The organism is Streptomyces sp. NPDC042346 (assembly GCF_055581845.1).
Genome location: NZ_JBVJEH010000003.1, coordinates 175787 through 191641 on the forward strand (window position 1 = coordinate 175787; position 15855 = coordinate 191641).

11 protein-coding genes are annotated in these 15855 nt (G+C 73.8%); 8 read left to right on the top strand and 3 right to left on the bottom strand.

What is annotated here, in order from left to right; translation table 11 throughout:
* Positions 1–95: 95 nt before the first annotated feature.
* The gene (locus ACZ6K0_RS14505; RefSeq protein WP_469233665.1) at positions 96–2402 is read left to right on the top strand and encodes an MMPL family transporter; all 2307 of its coding nucleotides are present in this window, start codon (positions 96–98) and stop codon (positions 2400–2402) included.
* A gap of 98 nt (positions 2403–2500) precedes the next feature.
* Here ACZ6K0_RS14505 and ACZ6K0_RS14510 read toward each other — a convergent pair whose 3' ends face one another.
* Both ACZ6K0_RS14510 and ACZ6K0_RS14515 read right to left on the bottom strand, forming a co-directional pair.
* Positions 2501–2698 (bottom strand): helix-turn-helix transcriptional regulator, encoded by a 198-nt coding sequence (locus ACZ6K0_RS14510; RefSeq protein ID WP_376405680.1) that lies wholly within the window; start codon positions 2696–2698, stop codon positions 2501–2503.
* A 262-nt stretch (positions 2699–2960) separates the two neighbouring features.
* Positions 2961–3869, bottom strand: coding sequence for a sugar phosphate isomerase/epimerase family protein (locus tag ACZ6K0_RS14515; protein WP_469233828.1), 909 nt, complete (start codon positions 3867–3869; stop codon positions 2961–2963).
* Between the two features lie 232 nt (positions 3870–4101).
* On the opposite strand from ACZ6K0_RS14515, the gene iolC reads away from it, so the two are divergent.
* The 6 genes from iolC to ACZ6K0_RS14545 all read left to right on the top strand — a co-directional run bounded on the left by iolC (position 4102) and on the right by ACZ6K0_RS14545 (position 13105).
* Positions 4102–5049: a 5-dehydro-2-deoxygluconokinase gene (iolC, locus tag ACZ6K0_RS14520; RefSeq protein ID WP_469233827.1), complete on the top strand. Its 948-nt coding sequence runs from the start codon at positions 4102–4104 to the stop codon at positions 5047–5049.
* Positions 5050–5059: 10 nt separating this feature from the next.
* Positions 5060–5953: a 5-deoxy-glucuronate isomerase gene (gene iolB / locus ACZ6K0_RS14525; RefSeq protein ID WP_469233663.1), complete on the top strand. Its 894-nt coding sequence runs from the start codon at positions 5060–5062 to the stop codon at positions 5951–5953.
* Complete coding sequence (gene iolD, locus ACZ6K0_RS14530; RefSeq protein WP_469233661.1) at positions 5950–7818, top strand: 3D-(3,5/4)-trihydroxycyclohexane-1,2-dione acylhydrolase (decyclizing); 1869 nt, start codon at positions 5950–5952, stop codon at positions 7816–7818. Before iolB ends, iolD begins: the two co-directional genes overlap by 4 nt.
* 14 nt (positions 7819–7832) lie before the next feature.
* Entirely contained in the window at positions 7833–9344 is a 1512-nt protein-coding gene (mmsA, locus tag ACZ6K0_RS14535; protein ID WP_376405688.1) for a CoA-acylating methylmalonate-semialdehyde dehydrogenase, read from the top strand.
* A gap of 207 nt (positions 9345–9551) precedes the next feature.
* The gene (locus tag ACZ6K0_RS14540) at positions 9552–12221 is read left to right on the top strand and encodes a CocE/NonD family hydrolase (protein WP_469233658.1); all 2670 of its coding nucleotides are present in this window, start codon (positions 9552–9554) and stop codon (positions 12219–12221) included.
* A complete protein-coding gene (locus ACZ6K0_RS14545) occupies positions 12218–13105 on the top strand; it encodes an ABC transporter permease (RefSeq protein WP_469233656.1) in 888 nt (295 codons plus the stop codon). Before ACZ6K0_RS14540 ends, ACZ6K0_RS14545 begins: the two co-directional genes overlap by 4 nt.
* A 6-nt stretch (positions 13106–13111) precedes the next feature.
* On the opposite strand, the gene ACZ6K0_RS14550 is transcribed toward ACZ6K0_RS14545, so the two are convergent.
* Positions 13112–13831 carry a helix-turn-helix domain-containing protein gene (locus tag ACZ6K0_RS14550; protein ID WP_376405694.1) on the bottom strand — a complete coding sequence of 240 codons (720 nt, stop codon included), beginning with the start codon at positions 13829–13831 and terminating at the stop codon, positions 13112–13114.
* A gap of 215 nt (positions 13832–14046) precedes the next feature.
* On the opposite strand from ACZ6K0_RS14550, the gene ACZ6K0_RS14555 reads away from it, so the two are divergent.
* Complete coding sequence (locus ACZ6K0_RS14555) at positions 14047–15693, top strand: vWA domain-containing protein (RefSeq protein ID WP_469233654.1); 1647 nt, start codon at positions 14047–14049, stop codon at positions 15691–15693.
* Positions 15694–15855: the final 162 nt, after the last annotated feature.

Genomic DNA, 15855 nt, shown 5'->3' on the forward strand with positions numbered 1-15855 from the left:
AGTGATCACTCGTGTTTGTCATTCTATGGCAATGGGCGACCCATGTGACCTGCCGGGAAGCGCGCACATGGGTCAGGTGAAGGGGACACCGCGTCATGGCCGAAGTCAAGAAATCCACACCCGGTGGGGGTACGGGCGGCGGGTGGACGCGGTTCGTCACCGCCCGGCCGCGCCTCACGCTCCTCGTGGCGCTCGTGCTCACCGCCCTCACCGTCCTGGCGGGCGGCGGCGTCGCCGACCGGATGGGCAGCGGCGGCTGGGAGGACCCGGCCGCCGAGTCCACGTACGCGACGGAGGCGCTGGCCCGGGAGTTCCCCGGCTCGCAGCCGAACCTGCTCCTCCTCCTCGACACCAAGCCCGACACCGAGCTCGACACCGAGGAGACCGGGACCGCCGGAGACGCCGGGACCGCCGGGACCGCCGCGGTCGACGCGCCGGCCGTCGCCGCCGAGGCCCGGAAGCTCGCCGAGCGCCTCGACGCCGAGCCGGGCGTCGACGGCGTCGGCTCCTACTGGTCCAGCGGCTCGCCCGCCCTCCGCTCCGAGGACGGCCGGCAGGCGGTGATCGCCGCCCGGATCGACGGCGACGAGAAGGACGCCGGCGCCGTCCTCGAACGGATCGCCCCCGAATACCGGGGCACGCACGGCCCCGTCGAGGTCACCCTCGGCGGCGGCCTCGCCGTCCGCCACGAGATGCAGGTGATCATCCAGGAGGACCTGCTGCGGGCCGAGCTCATCGCCCTGCCCCTCACCCTCGTCCTCCTCGTCATGGTCTTCGGCAGCGCCGTCGCCGCCCTCCTTCCGCTCGGCGTCGGCATCGTCGCCATCCTCGGCACCAACGCCGTCCTGCGCGGCATCACCGAGTTCACGGACGTCTCGGTCTTCGCACAGAACCTGACGACCGCCCTCGGCCTCGGACTCGCGATCGACTACGCCCTGTTCGTCGTCCGCCGCTACCGCGAGGAGCTCGCCGCCGGCGCCGACACGTACACCGCCGTCCGCACCACCCTGCGCACGGCGGGGCGGACCGTGCTGTTCTCCGCGCTGACCGTCGCCGTCTCGCTCTCCGCGATGCTCGTCTTCCCGCAGTACTTCCTGCGCTCCTTCGCCTATGCCGGGATAGCCGTCGTCGTCCTCGCCGCGACCGCCGCGCTCACCCTGCTCCCGGCGGCCCTCGTCCTGCTCGGCGACCGGGTCAACGCCCTGGACCTGCGGCGCCTCCTCCGGCGCGGCCGGCCGCCCCGCGAGGACGCCGCCGACGGATCCGGCTGGGCCCGGGCCGCCGACCTCGTGATGCGCCGCGCGCCGGTCTTCGCCGTCGCCACCGCGGCCGGCCTCGTCCTCCTCGGACTGCCCTTCCTCGGCGTGAAGTTCGGCACCGCCGACGACCGCCAGCTCCCCGTCACCGCGTCCTCCCGGGTCGTCCAGGACCAGCTCCGCGACGGCTTCCCCGGCGACCCCGCCGGCGCGATCACCGTCCTCGCCGAGGGGCGGGCCACCCCCGCCCAGTACGCGGCCTACCGCGAGCGGATCGCCGCCCTCGACGGCGTCGGCCGGGCCGACGGCCCCGTCACCGCGGGCGGCGGCGGCCACGCCTACTTCACCGTCGTGCCCGAGGGCGAGACCGTCGGCCCCGGAGCCCAGCGGGTCGTGAGCGAACTCCGGGCCGCACCCGCGCCCTTCGACACCGCCGTCACCGGACAGGCCGCCGTCCTCGTCGACTCCAAGGACGCCCTCGCCGAGCGGCTGCCCTGGGCGGCGGCGATCGTCGTCCTCGCCACCCTGCTCCTCGTCTTCCTGCTCACCGGCAGCGTCCTGATCCCCGTCCAGGCGGTCGTCCTCAACGCCCTCAGCCTCACGGCGATGTTCGGCGCGGTCGTCTGGGTCTTCCAGGAGGGCCACCTCGCCGGGCTCCTCGGCTTCACCCCCACCGGCGACATCGAGACCACGCTGCCCGTCCTCATGTTCTGCGTGGCCTTCGGGCTCTCCATGGACTACGGCGTCTTCCTGCTCTCCCGCGTCAAGGAGGAGTACGACGCCACCGGCGACCACGAGCACTCCGTCCGCTTCGGGCTGCGCCGCACCGGCGGCCTGATCACCGCCGCCGCCGTGATCCTCGCCGTCGTCATGATCGCGATCGGCACCTCACGGGTCACCAACACCAAGATGCTCGGCCTCGGCGTCGCCCTCGCCGTCCTCATGGACGCGATGGTGGTCCGCAGCCTCCTCGTCCCCGCCGTGATGAAGCTGACCGGCCGCCTCACCTGGTGGGCCCCGGGGCCGCTGCGCCGCTTCCACGACCGCTTCGGCGTCAGCGAGTCGGACGGCCCCGCGCCGCTGCCGGCTCCGGTCGCCGCGGAGGCGGCCGAGGAGCGGCGCGAGAGCGCGGCCGCGCCTCGCTGATCACCTGACGGCAGGACGGCCGGCCGGACAGCAGGACGCCGGGCCCCGGAACACTCCGGGACCCGGCGTCCTCGCCCGTCAGGTGCGGACGACAGGCCTCAGTCGCGGCGGGCCCGGTTGCCGGGACGGCTGGCGACCCAGGCGCGGATCGTGTCCGCGTACCAGTAGGGCTTGCCCGACTCGACCTGGTCGGGGGCCGGCAGGAGACCGTGCTTCCGGTACGAGCGCACGGTGTCCGGCTGGACGCGGATGTGCGCGGCGATGTCCTTGTACGACCAGAGCCTCTTGTCCGTCATGCCTGGTACCTCCCTGCGCACCGCGCAGCGGCGGCAGGGGGTGCCGTTCGGGGGCGCTGCGGGCGGGCGTTGGTGATCACTGAGCCTGTGCCCGTTGAACGACCCCTGCCGACAGGAGGAGAGCGGCTGTCGAGCGCCTGTGACGGAAGACCCGCGTAACGGAGACACGCGTGACGGAGCGAGGACCTGTGTGACGGAAGTGATGCATGCGGACGACGGTGTGTCTGCGTGCGTCACCCCTGGTCACACGGGTATGCGCCGGTCACACGCCGCAGGAGCGCAGGAAGCGCCGGGTGCGCAGCGCGATCGGGTACGGAGTGTCCGGCTCGCACGGGTACATGTCCTGCTCGACGATCGCGAAGAGGTCCACGTCCAGGGCCTGCGCGGCGGCGAGCACCGGCTCCAGGGCGGGCACCCCGGACGGCGGTTCGCACATCACGCCCCGCGCCACCGCCGGGCCGAACGGCACCTCCTCGGCCACCACTCGCGCCAGGACCTCCGGATCGACCTGCTTGAGGTGGAGGTAGCCGATCCGTTCCCCGTAACTCTCGATCAGCTTGACGCTGTCCCCGCCCGCGTACGCGTAGTGCCCGGTGTCCAGGCAGAGCGCGACGGCCTCCGGATCGGTGGCGTCGAGGAAGCGCGTCACGCTCTCCTCGCCGTCGAGATGGGTGTCGGCGTGCGGATGGACGACGAGCCGCAGCCCGTACCTCTCCCGCACCTCCCGTCCCAGACGTTCCGTCAGCCGGGTCAGATCCCGCCACTGCTCCGCCGTGAGCGTGCGCTCCTCCAGGACCTCGCCCGTCCGGTCGTCCCGCCAGAACGACGGGATGACGACGAGATGGCCGGCGCCCACGGCCTGGGCGAGCGCGGCGTTCTCGGCGACGTGCGCCCAGGTGCGGTCCCAGACGGCCGGGCCGTGGTGCAGCCCGGTGAAGACCGTCCCCGCCGAGACCCGCAGCCCGCGCCGCGCGGTCTCCTCGATGAGGACGGCGGGATCGGTGGGCAGATAGCCGTACGGCCCGAGCTCGATCCATCCGTAGCCCGCGCCGGACACCTCGTCGAGGAAGCGCTGCCAGGGCACCTGCCGCGGATCGTCGGGGAACCACACCCCCCAGGAGTCCGGGGCGGATCCGACGCGGATACGGGACGGCGACTGCGACGGGGACAGGGACGGGGACTGCGCCGGGGACGGGGGCAACGACGGCTTCGACGGCTTCGTCATGTCTGCCACCTTGGCCGGGGCCCGAGAGGAGCGTCAAGCGGGCAGGCGGACACGCGGACAGGGCGTCCGAATGTCCGGACATGTCGTTGACACGCCTCCGGGCGGCCGACTAGACCTGAGGGCGGGGCCGCAGGCGAAAGAGGGGCGCGTGGAGACGGAGCCGTACGACCTGATCACCATGGGGCGCCTCGGCGTGGACCTGTACCCGCTCCAGAGCGGCGTCGGGCTCGACCGCGTCGAGACGTATCGCAGGTTCCTCGGCGGCTCCCCGGCCAACGTCGCCGTCGCCGCCGCCCGGCTCGGCCGCCGTACCGCGCTCGTCTCCCGCACCGGCGCCGACCCCTTCGGCACCGCGCTCCACCACGACCTCAAGCGCTTCGGCGTGGACGACCGCTGGGTGACCGAGGTCGCGGCCTACCCCACCCCCGTCACCTTCTGCGAACTCTTCCCGCCCGACGACTTCCCGCTCCACTTCTACCGCCACCCCAAGGCCCCCGACCTGGAGATCCACCCGCACGAGCTCGACCTCGACGCGATCCGCGCCGCCCGGGTCTTCTGGGCGACCGGCACCGGCCTGTGCGCCGAACCGAGCCGCGCCGCGACCTTGGAGGCGCTGCGCGCCCGGGCCGGCCGCGAGGTGACGGTCCTCGACCTGGACTGGCGGCCCGTCTTCTGGTCGGACCCGGCCGAGGCCCGCCCGTACTACGCCGAGGCCCTGCGCCACGCGAGCGTCGCCGTCGGCAACCTCGACGAGTGCGAGGTCGCGACCGGCGAGCGCGAACCGCACGCCGCCGCCCGCGCCCTGCTCGCCACCGGCGCGGTCCGGCTCGCCGTCGTCAAGCAGGGCCCCCGGGGCGTCCTCGCGCTCGCCGCCGACGGCACGTCCGCCGAGGTGCCGCCGCTGCCGGTGGACGTCGTCAACGGGCTCGGCGCGGGCGACGCGTTCGGCGGGGCGCTCGTCCACGGCCTCCTCGCCGGCTGGGACCTCGAACGGACCCTGCGCCACGCCAACGCCGCCGGCGCGATCGTCGCGGGCCGCCTCGCCTGCTCCTCCGCCATGCCGTACGCGGAGGAGATCGCCGAGGCGCTCGCGGCGGGCACGGGAACGATCCCGGAGAAGGGGTAGGGATCCCGCCATGAACTCCGGCCCTTCTCACCCCTCCGGCCCCTCCGGCCCTTCTCACCCCTCCGGTTCCGCTTACCCCACCGGTCCCTCGCGCCCCGAGCGCCTCCACCTGCCCGCCGGGTCCGCCGCCCACGGGCCGTACGCGCTCCGCATCGACCCCGAAGGGGCCGGCTGGGAGCACTCCGCCCTCCGGATCCTCACCCTCGGGCCGGGGGAGAACCACTCCTTCGAGAGCGGGGATTCCGAATGGATCGTGCTTCCCCTCTCCGGTGCCTGTAGCGTGCGCGTCGACGGCGACGTGCTCGAACTCCGGGGCCGCGACGACGTGTTCGCGGGAGTGACCGACTTCGCCTACGTACCGCGCGGAGCCCACGCCCAGATCGCCTCCGGCGCGGGAGGCCGCTTCGCTTTGGCAGGAGCGAAGTGCGAGCGACGACTCCCCGCCCGCTACGGCTCCGCGCCGGAGGTTCCCGTCGAGACGCGCGGCAGCGGCAACCGCGCCCGCCAGGTGCGGAACTTCGCCGCCGCCGGCGCCTTCGACTGCGACCGGCTGATCGCCGTCGAGGTCGTCACCCCCGGCGGCAACTGGTCGTCCTACCCGCCGCACAAGCACGACGAGCACCGCCCGGGCGCCGAGTCCCTCCTCGAAGAGATCTACTACTACGAGATCGCCGGCCCGCACGGCCTCGCCTACCAGCGGATCTCGCCCTCCCGGCCCGGCGGCGCCGAGCTCCTCGCCGAGGTCGGGGACGGCGACGCCGTGCTCGTACCGGACGGCTGGCACGGGCCGTCGATCGCCCAGCCGGGTCACGACCTCTACTACCTCAACGTCATGGCGGGCCCCGGAGCCGAACGGGAGTGGAAGATCTCCTTCCATCCGGACCACACGGAGGGATACGCATGAGCATCCGGCTGACCGTCGCCCAGGCGCTCGTCCGCTTCCTCGCCGCCCAGTACACGGAGCGCGACGGGGCCCGGCAGCGGCTGATCGCCGCCACCTGGGGCATCTTCGGCCACGGGAACGTCGCCGGGATCGGCCAGGCGCTGGTCGAAGAGGAGTCGATGCCCTTCCACCAGGGCCGCAACGAGCAGGCCATGGTCCATGCCGCCGTCGGCTACGCCCGCCAGTCGAACCGGCTCTCCGCGCACGCCGTCACCACCTCCATCGGCCCCGGCGCCACCAACCTCGTCACCGGCGCCGCCCTCGCCACGATCAACCACCTGCCGGTCCTGCTCCTCCCCGGCGACACCTTCGCCACCCGCCCCGCCGACCCCGTCCTCCAGCAGCTCCAACTCCCGTACGCCGGCGACGTCTCGGTCAACGACTGCCTGCGCCCCGTCTCGCGGTACTTCGACCGGATCGGCCGCCCCGAGGCGCTGATCCCGGCCGCGCTCGCCGCCATGCGGACCCTCGCCGACCCCGCCGAGACCGGCGCCGTCACCCTCGCGCTGCCCCAGGACGTCCAGGCGGAGGCGTACGACTGGCCGGCGGAGTTCTTCGCCGAGCGGGTCTGGCGGGTGCGCCGCCCCTCCCCGGACGAGGACGAACTGGACGCGGCGGTCGCGGCGATCGGCGCGGCCACCCGTCCGCTGATCGTCGCCGGCGGCGGCGTCCGGTACAGCGGGGCCGAGGAGGCGCTCCACGACTTCGCCGCGCTGACCGGCATCCCGGTCGCCTCCACCCAGGCCGGCAAGGGGTCGCTGCCGCACGGCCACCCCCAGGACGTCGGCGGCGTCGGCCACACCGGCACCGCCGTCGCCGACCACCTGGCCCGCACCGCCGACGTGGTCATCGGCGTCGGCACCCGCTGGACCGACTTCACCACCGCCTCGGGAACGCTCTTCGGCCACCCCTCCGTACGGTTCGTCAACCTCAACGTCGCCGCCTTCGACTCCCACAAGATGGCCGCCCTGCCGCTCGTGGCGGACGCCCGCGAGGGCCTGGAACAGCTCCACACGCTCCTGGAGCCGCACCACGTCGCCGCGCACTACGTGCACGAGTACGCCGAGGAGCGACTCCGCTGGCAGAACCGCGTCGACGCCGCCTACGCCGTCCCCGACGAGGACGCCCGGCCCACCCAGGCCCAGGTCCTCGGCGTACTCGACACTCTGGTCGACGGCAGCGACATCCTGATCAACGCCGCAGGCTCGCTCCCCGGCGACCTCCACAAGCTCTGGCGGCCCCGCTCCACGGACCAGTACCACGTCGAATACGGCTACTCCTGCATGGGCTACGAGATCCCCGCGGCCCTCGGCGTCCTGCTCGCCGCGCCCGGCCGGCCCGTCTGGGCGCTCGTCGGCGACGGTACCTATCTCATGAATCCCACCGAAATCGTCACCGCCGTGCAGGAACGACTGCCCCTGCGTCTTGTCATCCTGCAGAACCACGGATACGCCTCCATCGGCGGCCTCTCGGAGGCGGTCGGCGGCGAGCGGTACGGCACCGACTACCGCCACCGGGACGCGGAGGGCGGTTTCACCGGAGCGCCGCTCCCCGTCGACCTCGGGGCCAACGCCGCCTCCCTCGGCATGCGCGTGCTGCGCCCCCGCACCGTGCGTGACCTGCGAGAAGCCCTCGCGGACGCGCGGAAGGCGACGGTTCCCACATGTGTCTACGTCGAGACCGAAACGGCAGACACAGTGTCGGGCCCGCCCCCGGCCCAGGCGTGGTGGGATGTGCCCGTGGCCGAGACGTCGACCCGCCCGTCGGCGGTCAAGGCCCGCGAGGAGTACGACCGGCACGTCACCGCCCGACGCCGCCATCTCTGAAGGAGCATTTCGTCATGACGAACACCGTCAAGACTGTCAACCACTGGATCGGTGGCAAGGCCGTCGAGGGCACGTCGGGCAACTGGGGCCCGGTCACCGACCCGGCCACCGGCGCCGTGACCACCCGTGTCGCGCTCGCCTCCGTCGAGGAGGTGGACGCCGCCGTCGCCGCCGCCAAGGACGCCTTCGCGACCTGGGGCACCTCGTCCCTCGCGCAGCGCACCACGATCCTCTTCAAGTTCCGCGCGCTGCTCGACGCCAACCGCGACGCGATCGCCGAGCTGATCGTCGCCGAGCACGGCAAGGTCCACTCCGACGCGCTCGGCGAGGTCGCCCGCGGCCTGGAGATCGTCGACCTGGCCTGCGGCATCACCGTCCAGCTCAAGGGCGAGCTCTCCACCCAGGTGTCGAACCGCGTGGACGTGGCCTCGATCCGCCAGCCGGTGGGCGTCGTCGCGGGCATCACGCCCTTCAACTTCCCGGCCATGGTGCCGATGTGGATGTTCCCGATCGCCATCGCGACCGGCAACACCTTCATCCTCAAGCCGAGCGAGAAGGACCCGTCGCCGGCCCTGAAGATCGCCGAGCTGCTCGCCGAGGCGGGCCTCCCGGACGGTGTCTTCAACGTCCTGAACGGCGACAAGGTCTCCGTCGACCGCCTCCTGGAGCACCCGGACGTCTCCGCGATCTCCTTCGTGGGCTCGACCCCGATCGCCCGCCACATCCACACCACCGCCTCCGCCAACGGCAAGCGCGTCCAGGCGCTCGGCGGCGCGAAGAACCACATGCTGGTCCTCCCGGACGCCGACCTCGACGCGGCGGCCGACGCGGCCGTCTCGGCGGCGTACGGCTCCGCCGGCGAGCGCTGCATGGCGATCTCCGCGGTCGTGGCCGTCGGCTCCATCGGCGACCAGCTCGTCGACAAGATCCGCGAGCGCGCCGAGAAGATCAAGATCGGCCCCGGCAACGACCCGACCTCCGAGATGGGCCCGCTCATCACGGCCGTCCACCGCGACAAGGTCGCCTCGTACGTCACCGGCGCGGCTGCCGAGGGCTGCGAGGTCGTCCTCGACGGCACCGGCTACACGGTCGAGGGCCACGAGGACGGCCACTGGATCGGCCTGTCCCTCCTGGACCACGTGCCGACGACGGCCGCCGCCTACCAGGACGAGATCTTCGGCCCGGTGCTCTGCGTGCTGCGCGCCGACACGTACGAGGAGGGCCTCGCCCTCATCAACGGCTCGCGCTTCGGCAACGGCACCGCGATCTTCACCCGTGACGGCGGCGCGGCCCGCCGCTTCCAGATGGAGGTCGAGGCCGGCATGGTCGGCGTCAACGTGCCGATCCCGGTGCCGGTGGGCTACCACTCCTTCGGTGGCTGGAAGGACTCGCTCTTCGGCGACCACCACATCTACGGCAACGACGGCGTGCACTTCTACACGCGCGGCAAGGTCGTCACCACCCGCTGGCCGGACCCGTCCGACGCCCCGTCCGGCGTGGACCTGGGCTTCCCCCGCAACCACTGACCTGCCGGTCGTGGCCGTGACGAGCGGCTCCTGACGAACGGCCCCCGGTGTGCGTACCGCCGCACACCGGGGGCCGTTCGGCCGTCCGCGTCCCGGGCGCGTACTGCGTCCGGTGTACGGGGTGCCCCTCCGTACGACCCGAGGAGGTCGGGCGCCTCCCCCTCCGGACCGGAGTGCCGCACGAGTCGGCCCGCATAGGCTCGACCCATGCGACTCCGACTTCCCCGGTGGGCCGCGGTCACCGCCGTCCTCGCCGTCCTCGCGGGTGCCGGCACCTGGACCGCCGTCGCCTCGGACGAACCGCCGCCCGTGCACCGCGCGGACAAGGCGCTCGACATCGACGGCGTACGGCTCGACACCTCGTACTTCACGAGCGGCGGAGGGGAACGGCGCCCCGCCGTCCTCCTCGGCCACGGCTTCGGCGGCTCCAAGAACGACGTCCGCGCCCAGGCCGAGCAGCTCGCCCGCGACGGCTACGCCGTCCTCACCTGGTCCGCCCGCGGCTTCGGCGACTCCACCGGGGAGATCGGCCTCAACGACCCCGACCACGAGGTCGCGGACGTCCGGAAGCTGATCGACTGGCTCGCGGCCCGCCCCGAGGTCCTCCTCGACAAGGCCGGCGACCCGCGCGTCGGCGTCACCGGCGCCTCCTACGGCGGCGCGATCTCCCTGCTCGCCGCCGGACACGACCCGCGCGTCGACGCCGTCGCCCCCCAGATCACCTACTGGAACCTCGCCGACGCCCTCTTCCCGAACGGCGTCTTCAAGAAGCTCTGGGCCGGGATCTTCTTCTCGGCGGGAGACCAGTCCGGCCCGGGCCGCCCCGGCGCGACCGCCCCCGCCGCGAACGCCTGTGGCCGCTTCACCCCCGAGCTCTGCTCCCTCTACCAGCGCGTCGCCGTCAGCGGAAAGCCCGACGCCGCCGCCCGCGCCCTCCTCGAAGCCCGCAGCCCCTCCGCCGTCGGCGACCGCGTCAAGGTGCCCGCGCTCATCGTCCAGGGCCAGTCCGACTCCCTCTTCACCCTCGCCCAGTCCGACGCCATGGCCCGCACGATCGGCGCCAACGGCGCCCCCGTCGCCGTCGACTGGATCGCCGGCGGCCACGACGGCGGCGACCGCGAGACCGAGCGCGTCGAGCAGCGGATCAGCACCTGGTTCGACCGCTGGCTGAAGCGCGACACCTCCGCCGACACCGGCCCCGCCTTCCGGGTCAGCCGCACCGGCGGCGTCGACTCCACCGACGGACAGGCCACCCTGCGCGCCGCGACCGCCGACCGCTACCCGGGCCTCACCGCCGCCACCGGGGCCACCGAGAGCATGGCCCTCGCCGGGCCCCCGCAGACCTTCGCCAACCCGGCCGGCGCCGCACCGCCCGCCATCTCCGCCGTCCCCGGCCTCGGCGGCGGCCTCTCCGGCCTCTCCTCCCTCGGCGTCGGCCTCTCCCTCGACTTCCCCGGCCAGTACGCCCGCTTCGACGCGAAGCCGCAGGCCGAGGCCGTCCGGATCACCGGCACCCCGACCGTCCGCGTCAAGGTCACCTCCACCGCGGCCGACGGCTCCGCCGTCCTCTTCGCCAAGGTGTACGACGTCGGGCCCGACGGCCGGCAGCAGGTGCTGCCCTCCCAGCTCGTCACCCCCGTCCGCGTCGAGGACGCCAAGGCCGGCCGCGGCGTCGCCCTGACCCTGCCCGCGATCGACCATGAGGTGGAGGCCGGGCACCGGCTGCGGCTCGTCCTCGCCGCCACCGACCTCGGCTACGCCTCCCCGACCGTCCCCGCCGGCTACACCGTCGCCGTCGAGGGCCCGCTGACCGTCCCGACCGCGCCCGGCCTCGACACCCAGGCCGCCGCCCTGCCCTGGTGGGTCTGGGGCCTGCCGCTCCTCGGCCTCGCCGCCGCTGCGGCCCTCCTCCTGACCGCCCGCCGCCGCACCACCGCCCCCGCGCCGGACCCGGAACTCACCTCCGTACCCCTCCAGATCACCGGTCTCTCCAAGAAGTACGCGGGCGGCGACCGGTACAGCGTCAAGGACCTCTCCTTCCGCGTCGAACAGGGCCAGGTCCTCGGCCTCCTCGGCCCGAACGGCGCCGGAAAGACCACCACCCTGCGCATGCTGATGGGCCTCATCCGGCCCGACGAGGGCGAGATCCGGGTCTTCGGCCAGGCCATCCGCCCCGGCGCCCCGGTCCTCTCCCGGGTCGGCTCCTTCGTCGAGGGCGCCGGCTTCCTGCCGCACCTCTCCGGCCGGGAGAACCTGGATCTGTACTGGAAGGCCACCGGCCGTCCCGCCGAAGACGCCCATGTGGACGACGCCCTGCGGATCGCGAACCTGGGCAGCGCCCTCGAACGCGCCGTACGCACCTACTCGCAGGGCATGCGGCAGCGCCTCGCCATCGCCCAGGCCATGCTCGGCCTGCCGGACCTGCTCATCCTCGACGAGCCGACGAACGGCCTCGACCCGCCGCAGATCCGCGAGATGCGCGAGGTGATGATCCGGTACGCGGCCGAGGGCCGGACCGTCATCGTCTCCAGCCACCTCCTCGCGGAGGTCGAGCAGTCCTGCACCCATCTCGTCGTCATGGACCGGGGCCGGCTCGTCCAGGCCGGACCGGTCGCCGAGATCACCGGCTCCGGCGACACCCTGCTCGTGACGCTGGCCGGGGACGTCGACGACCCGCTCGTCGAGAAGATCGGCGCCCTCCCGGGCGTCGACTCCGCCGCCCGCGCCGACGGCGGGCTCCTCGTCGTCCTCGACGGCACCGACACGACCACCCTCATCGGCGACCTCGTCCGCCTCGACGTACCGCTGACCGGGGTCGGACCGCACCGGCGCCTGGAAGACGCGTTCCTGACCCTGATCGGAGGAGGATCCGCATGAGCGCGCCGACCACCACCACGGCCACCGCGACCCCGGCGGACGTCCCCGCCCCCGGCTACCGGGCCGGACGCACCCTGCCGCTGCGCGTGGAAGCCCTGCGCCAGTGGAAGCGGCGCCGCACCCTGATCATGGGCGGGATCCTCGTCGCCCTGCCCTTCGTGCTGATCGCCGCCTTCGCGATCGGCGGCGCCGGGGACGGCGACCGCAACGGCCGGATCACCCTCATGGACACGGCGACGGCCTCCGGCGCCAACTTCGCGGCGACCTGCCTCTTCGTCTCGGCCGGCTTCCTCCTCGTCGTGCCCGTCGCGCTGTTCTGCGGCGACACCGTCGCCTCCGAGGCGAGCTGGTCCTCGCTGCGCTACCTCCTCGCCGCGCCCGTGCCCCGCTCCCGGCTCCTCGCCTCGAAGCTGGCGGTGGCCCTCGGCTACAGCGCGGCCGCGATGGTCCTGCTGCCGCTCGTGGCCCTGGCCGCGGGCACCGTCGCCTACGGCTGGGGGCCGCTCCAGCTGCCTACCGGCGGCTCCGTGCCCGCCATGGACGCGGTGCTCCGGATCGGTGTCGCCGTCGCGTTCGTCTTCGTCTCCCAACTGGTCACCGCCGGGCTCGCCTTCTGGCTCTCCACCCGCACCGACGCGCCGCTCGGCGCGGTGGGCGGCGCCGTCGGCCTGACCATCGTCGGCAACGTCCTGGACGCCGTCACGGCACTCGGCGACTGGCGCGACTTCCTGCCCGCGCACTGGCAGTTCGCCTGGATCGACGCGCTCCAGCCGCAGCTGGAGTGGGGCGGCATGATCAAGGGAGCGGCGATCTCGGTGACGTACGCCGTGGTCCTCTTCGCCCTGGCCTTCCGCGGCTTCGCCCGCAAGGACATCGTGTCGTAGCCGCGGCTACACCCACCCCCTCCGAGCCGCTTCCGCACCCGCGCGGAAGCGGCTCGTCGTGCCGAGGGCCGCCATCAGCTCGCCGACCCGGCGGCTGTACGTCCGCGCCGACATGCCGAGCCGGGCCGCCGCCGTCTCGTCCGTGAGCCCCGACAGGAGCGCGTCGAGGACCGGCCGCAGCTGCGGCGCGAGATCCCGCGGCGGGGGAGCGGGCGGCGGTACGTACGTCAGCTCCTCGGCCGCCGCCCAGCAGGCGTGGTGCGTCCGGACGAGGGCCTGCACCACCACCGGGTCGCGGATCAGCAGCAGCCCGTTGTAGAGCAGTTCCAGATCGAGCGGGATCGCCGCCACCGTCCGGTCCACGACGATCAGCTTGAACGGGATCGCGTCCGCGAGCCGGGCCCGGCCGGGGATCCGGAGCCCGTCCTCCAGCCGGGGCAGGGCGTGCCGCGGCACGATCCGCCGGACCTCCTCGGCCCGCTCCGCCGCGGCCCGCATGCACGCTCCCGCCAGCTCCAGGAACGGCCCGGGGATCGCGCAGCCCGCGGAGGCGACGGGATCGTCGAAGGTCAGCAGCTCGTGCCGGGTGGAAGCGGCCAGCCCGGCGAGCGCGGCACTGATGCGCCGCGCGCCCCGGACCGGGCGCCCCGCGGGCCGCTGTCCCTCGGTCGCGGCCCGGTTCATCGCCGAACGGGCGAGCATCACGGAGCCCGCGCTCTCTGCCACCGCTGACCACCCCCGCCCGATCGATGTCCACTCCATGTACGCATGTGACTGCACACGGTGACAACCCCTGTTGAGAAGGATGGCGAATCCATGCCACCCTCGTCCGCCCCTGTCGCCGTTGCCACATCGAGATCCATCCGCAACTCCTTCGACTGCTCCGCCCGGCCGCTTCGTTCGTCACATTCACAAGTGCCGTACGAAGAGGGGGAGATCGCATGAGTCGACAGAACGCGGCGGCGAACGGGCGCCGCAGGGCCCGGTTCGGCGCCACGATCGCGGGGCTGCTCGTCGCCGGACTGGCCGTCGGCGGCTGCGGCGCGTCGGGCGTGACGGCCGACAAGGCGTCACGCGCCGAGGGCGGCCGCACCGCACCGGGCGCCTCCGGCGGCGGGGCCGCGCAACCGGGGTACGTCGCCCCCGGGACGGCGACCCCCGGGGCCGACGCGGCCGCGCCCGGGGAGGGCGAGCAGCGCATCAGGCCCCCCGCCCCCGACTACCTCTCCACCTTCGCCCTCGACGTGGACACCGCCTCGTACGGCTACGCCCGCCGCACCCTCGCCGAGGGCCGGCTGCCCGACCCGTCGACCGTGCGCCCCGAGGAGTTCGTCAACAGCTTCCGCCCCGACTACCCGCGCCCGGCGGACAACGGCTTCGGCGTGAGCCTCGACGGCGCCCGCACCGGCCGGGACGGCTGGTCCCTGGTCCGGGTGGGGCTCGCCACCCGCGGCGCGGACCGGAGCGGCGAACGCCCGCCCGCCGCCCTGACCTTCGTCGTCGACATCTCCGGCTCGATGGCCGAGCCCGGCCGCCTCGACCTCGTCAAGGAGTCCCTCGGGCTCCTCGCCGGCGAGCTCCGCGACGACGACTCGATGGCCCTCGTCACCTTCAGCGACGAGGCCGAGACCCGGCTGCCCATGACCCGCGTCGGAGAGTCCCGCGCCCGGATCCGCCAGGTCGTGGAGTCCCTGGCGACGACCTCGTCCACCAACGTCGAGGCCGGTGTCCGCACCGGCTACGACGTCGCCGTCGAGGGCCGCCGCGAGGGCGCCACCAACCGGGTCGTGCTGCTCTCCGACGCCCTCGCCAACACCGGCGAGACCGACGCGGACGGGATCCTCGCCCGCATCGACGAGGAGCGCAGGGCCCACGGGATCACGCTCTTCGGCGTCGGCGTCGGCAGTGAGTACGGCGACGACTTCATGGAGCGCCTCGCCGACAAGGGCGACGGCCACACGACGTACGTCTCCACCCCCGAGCAGGCCCGGAGGGTCTTCGTCGACCAGCTGCCCGCCCATGTCGAGCTGCGCGCCCGCGACGCCAAGGCGCAGGTCGCCTTCGACCGGCGGACCGTCGAGAGCTTCCGGCTGATCGGGTACGAGAACCGGGAGGTCGCCGACGAGGACTTCCGGAACGACCGGGTGGACGGCGGCGAGGTCGGCGCCGGGCACACCGTCACCGCGCTGTACGTGGTGAAGACCCGGCCCGGGGCGACGGGCCGCGTCGCCACCGCCACGGTCCGCTGGCTCGACCCGGCGACCCGGGCGCCGCACGAGCGGTCCGGCACGGTCGCCGTCGAGGCGCTCGCCGCGGGGCTGTGGGACGGCGGCCACGAGAGCCTCCAGCTGACCGCGATCACCGCCTACTTCGCGGACGCGCTGCGCGGCGGCGGCCTGCCGGGCGACCCCGGGCTCGGCGCGCTCGCGGAGCGGGCGGAGGCGATCGCGGGACGGTCGGGGTCTGCGGTGGTCCGGGAGCTCGCCGAGGCGGTCCGGCAGGCCGAGCGGCTGCGCGGGCCGGCCGCGGAGCCGGGCGACGGCGCCTCCCGGGAGGGCGAGCTGAGGTCGGGCGACCCGTACAGCTGAGGTCGGGTGCCCGTACCGCTGAGTCGGGGCGGCCCGTACAGCCGAGCCGGGCGACCCGTACAGCCGAGTCGGGGCGACCCGTACAGCTGGGTCAGGGCGGCCCGTGCGACCCGTACGGCCGAAGTCGGTTGACCCGTACAGTTGTTGTCGTGTGACCCGTAC

Coding starts and splice junctions, on each gene's coding strand:
- ACZ6K0_RS14505 (WP_469233665.1), top strand. CDS start 96: ATGGCCGAAGTCAAGAAATCCACACCCGGTGGGGGTACGGGCGGCGGG.
- ACZ6K0_RS14555 (WP_469233654.1), top strand. CDS start 14,047: ATGAGTCGACAGAACGCGGCGGCGAACGGGCGCCGCAGGGCCCGGTTC.
- mmsA (WP_376405688.1), top strand. CDS start 7,833: ATGACGAACACCGTCAAGACTGTCAACCACTGGATCGGTGGCAAGGCC.
- iolB (WP_469233663.1), top strand. CDS start 5,060: ATGAACTCCGGCCCTTCTCACCCCTCCGGCCCCTCCGGCCCTTCTCAC.
- iolC (WP_469233827.1), top strand. CDS start 4,102: ATGGGGCGCCTCGGCGTGGACCTGTACCCGCTCCAGAGCGGCGTCGGG.
- ACZ6K0_RS14545 (WP_469233656.1), top strand. CDS start 12,218: ATGAGCGCGCCGACCACCACCACGGCCACCGCGACCCCGGCGGACGTC.
- ACZ6K0_RS14540 (WP_469233658.1), top strand. CDS start 9,552: ATGCGACTCCGACTTCCCCGGTGGGCCGCGGTCACCGCCGTCCTCGCC.
- ACZ6K0_RS14510 (WP_376405680.1), bottom strand. CDS start 2,698: ATGACGGACAAGAGGCTCTGGTCGTACAAGGACATCGCCGCGCACATC.
- iolD (WP_469233661.1), top strand. CDS start 5,950: ATGAGCATCCGGCTGACCGTCGCCCAGGCGCTCGTCCGCTTCCTCGCC.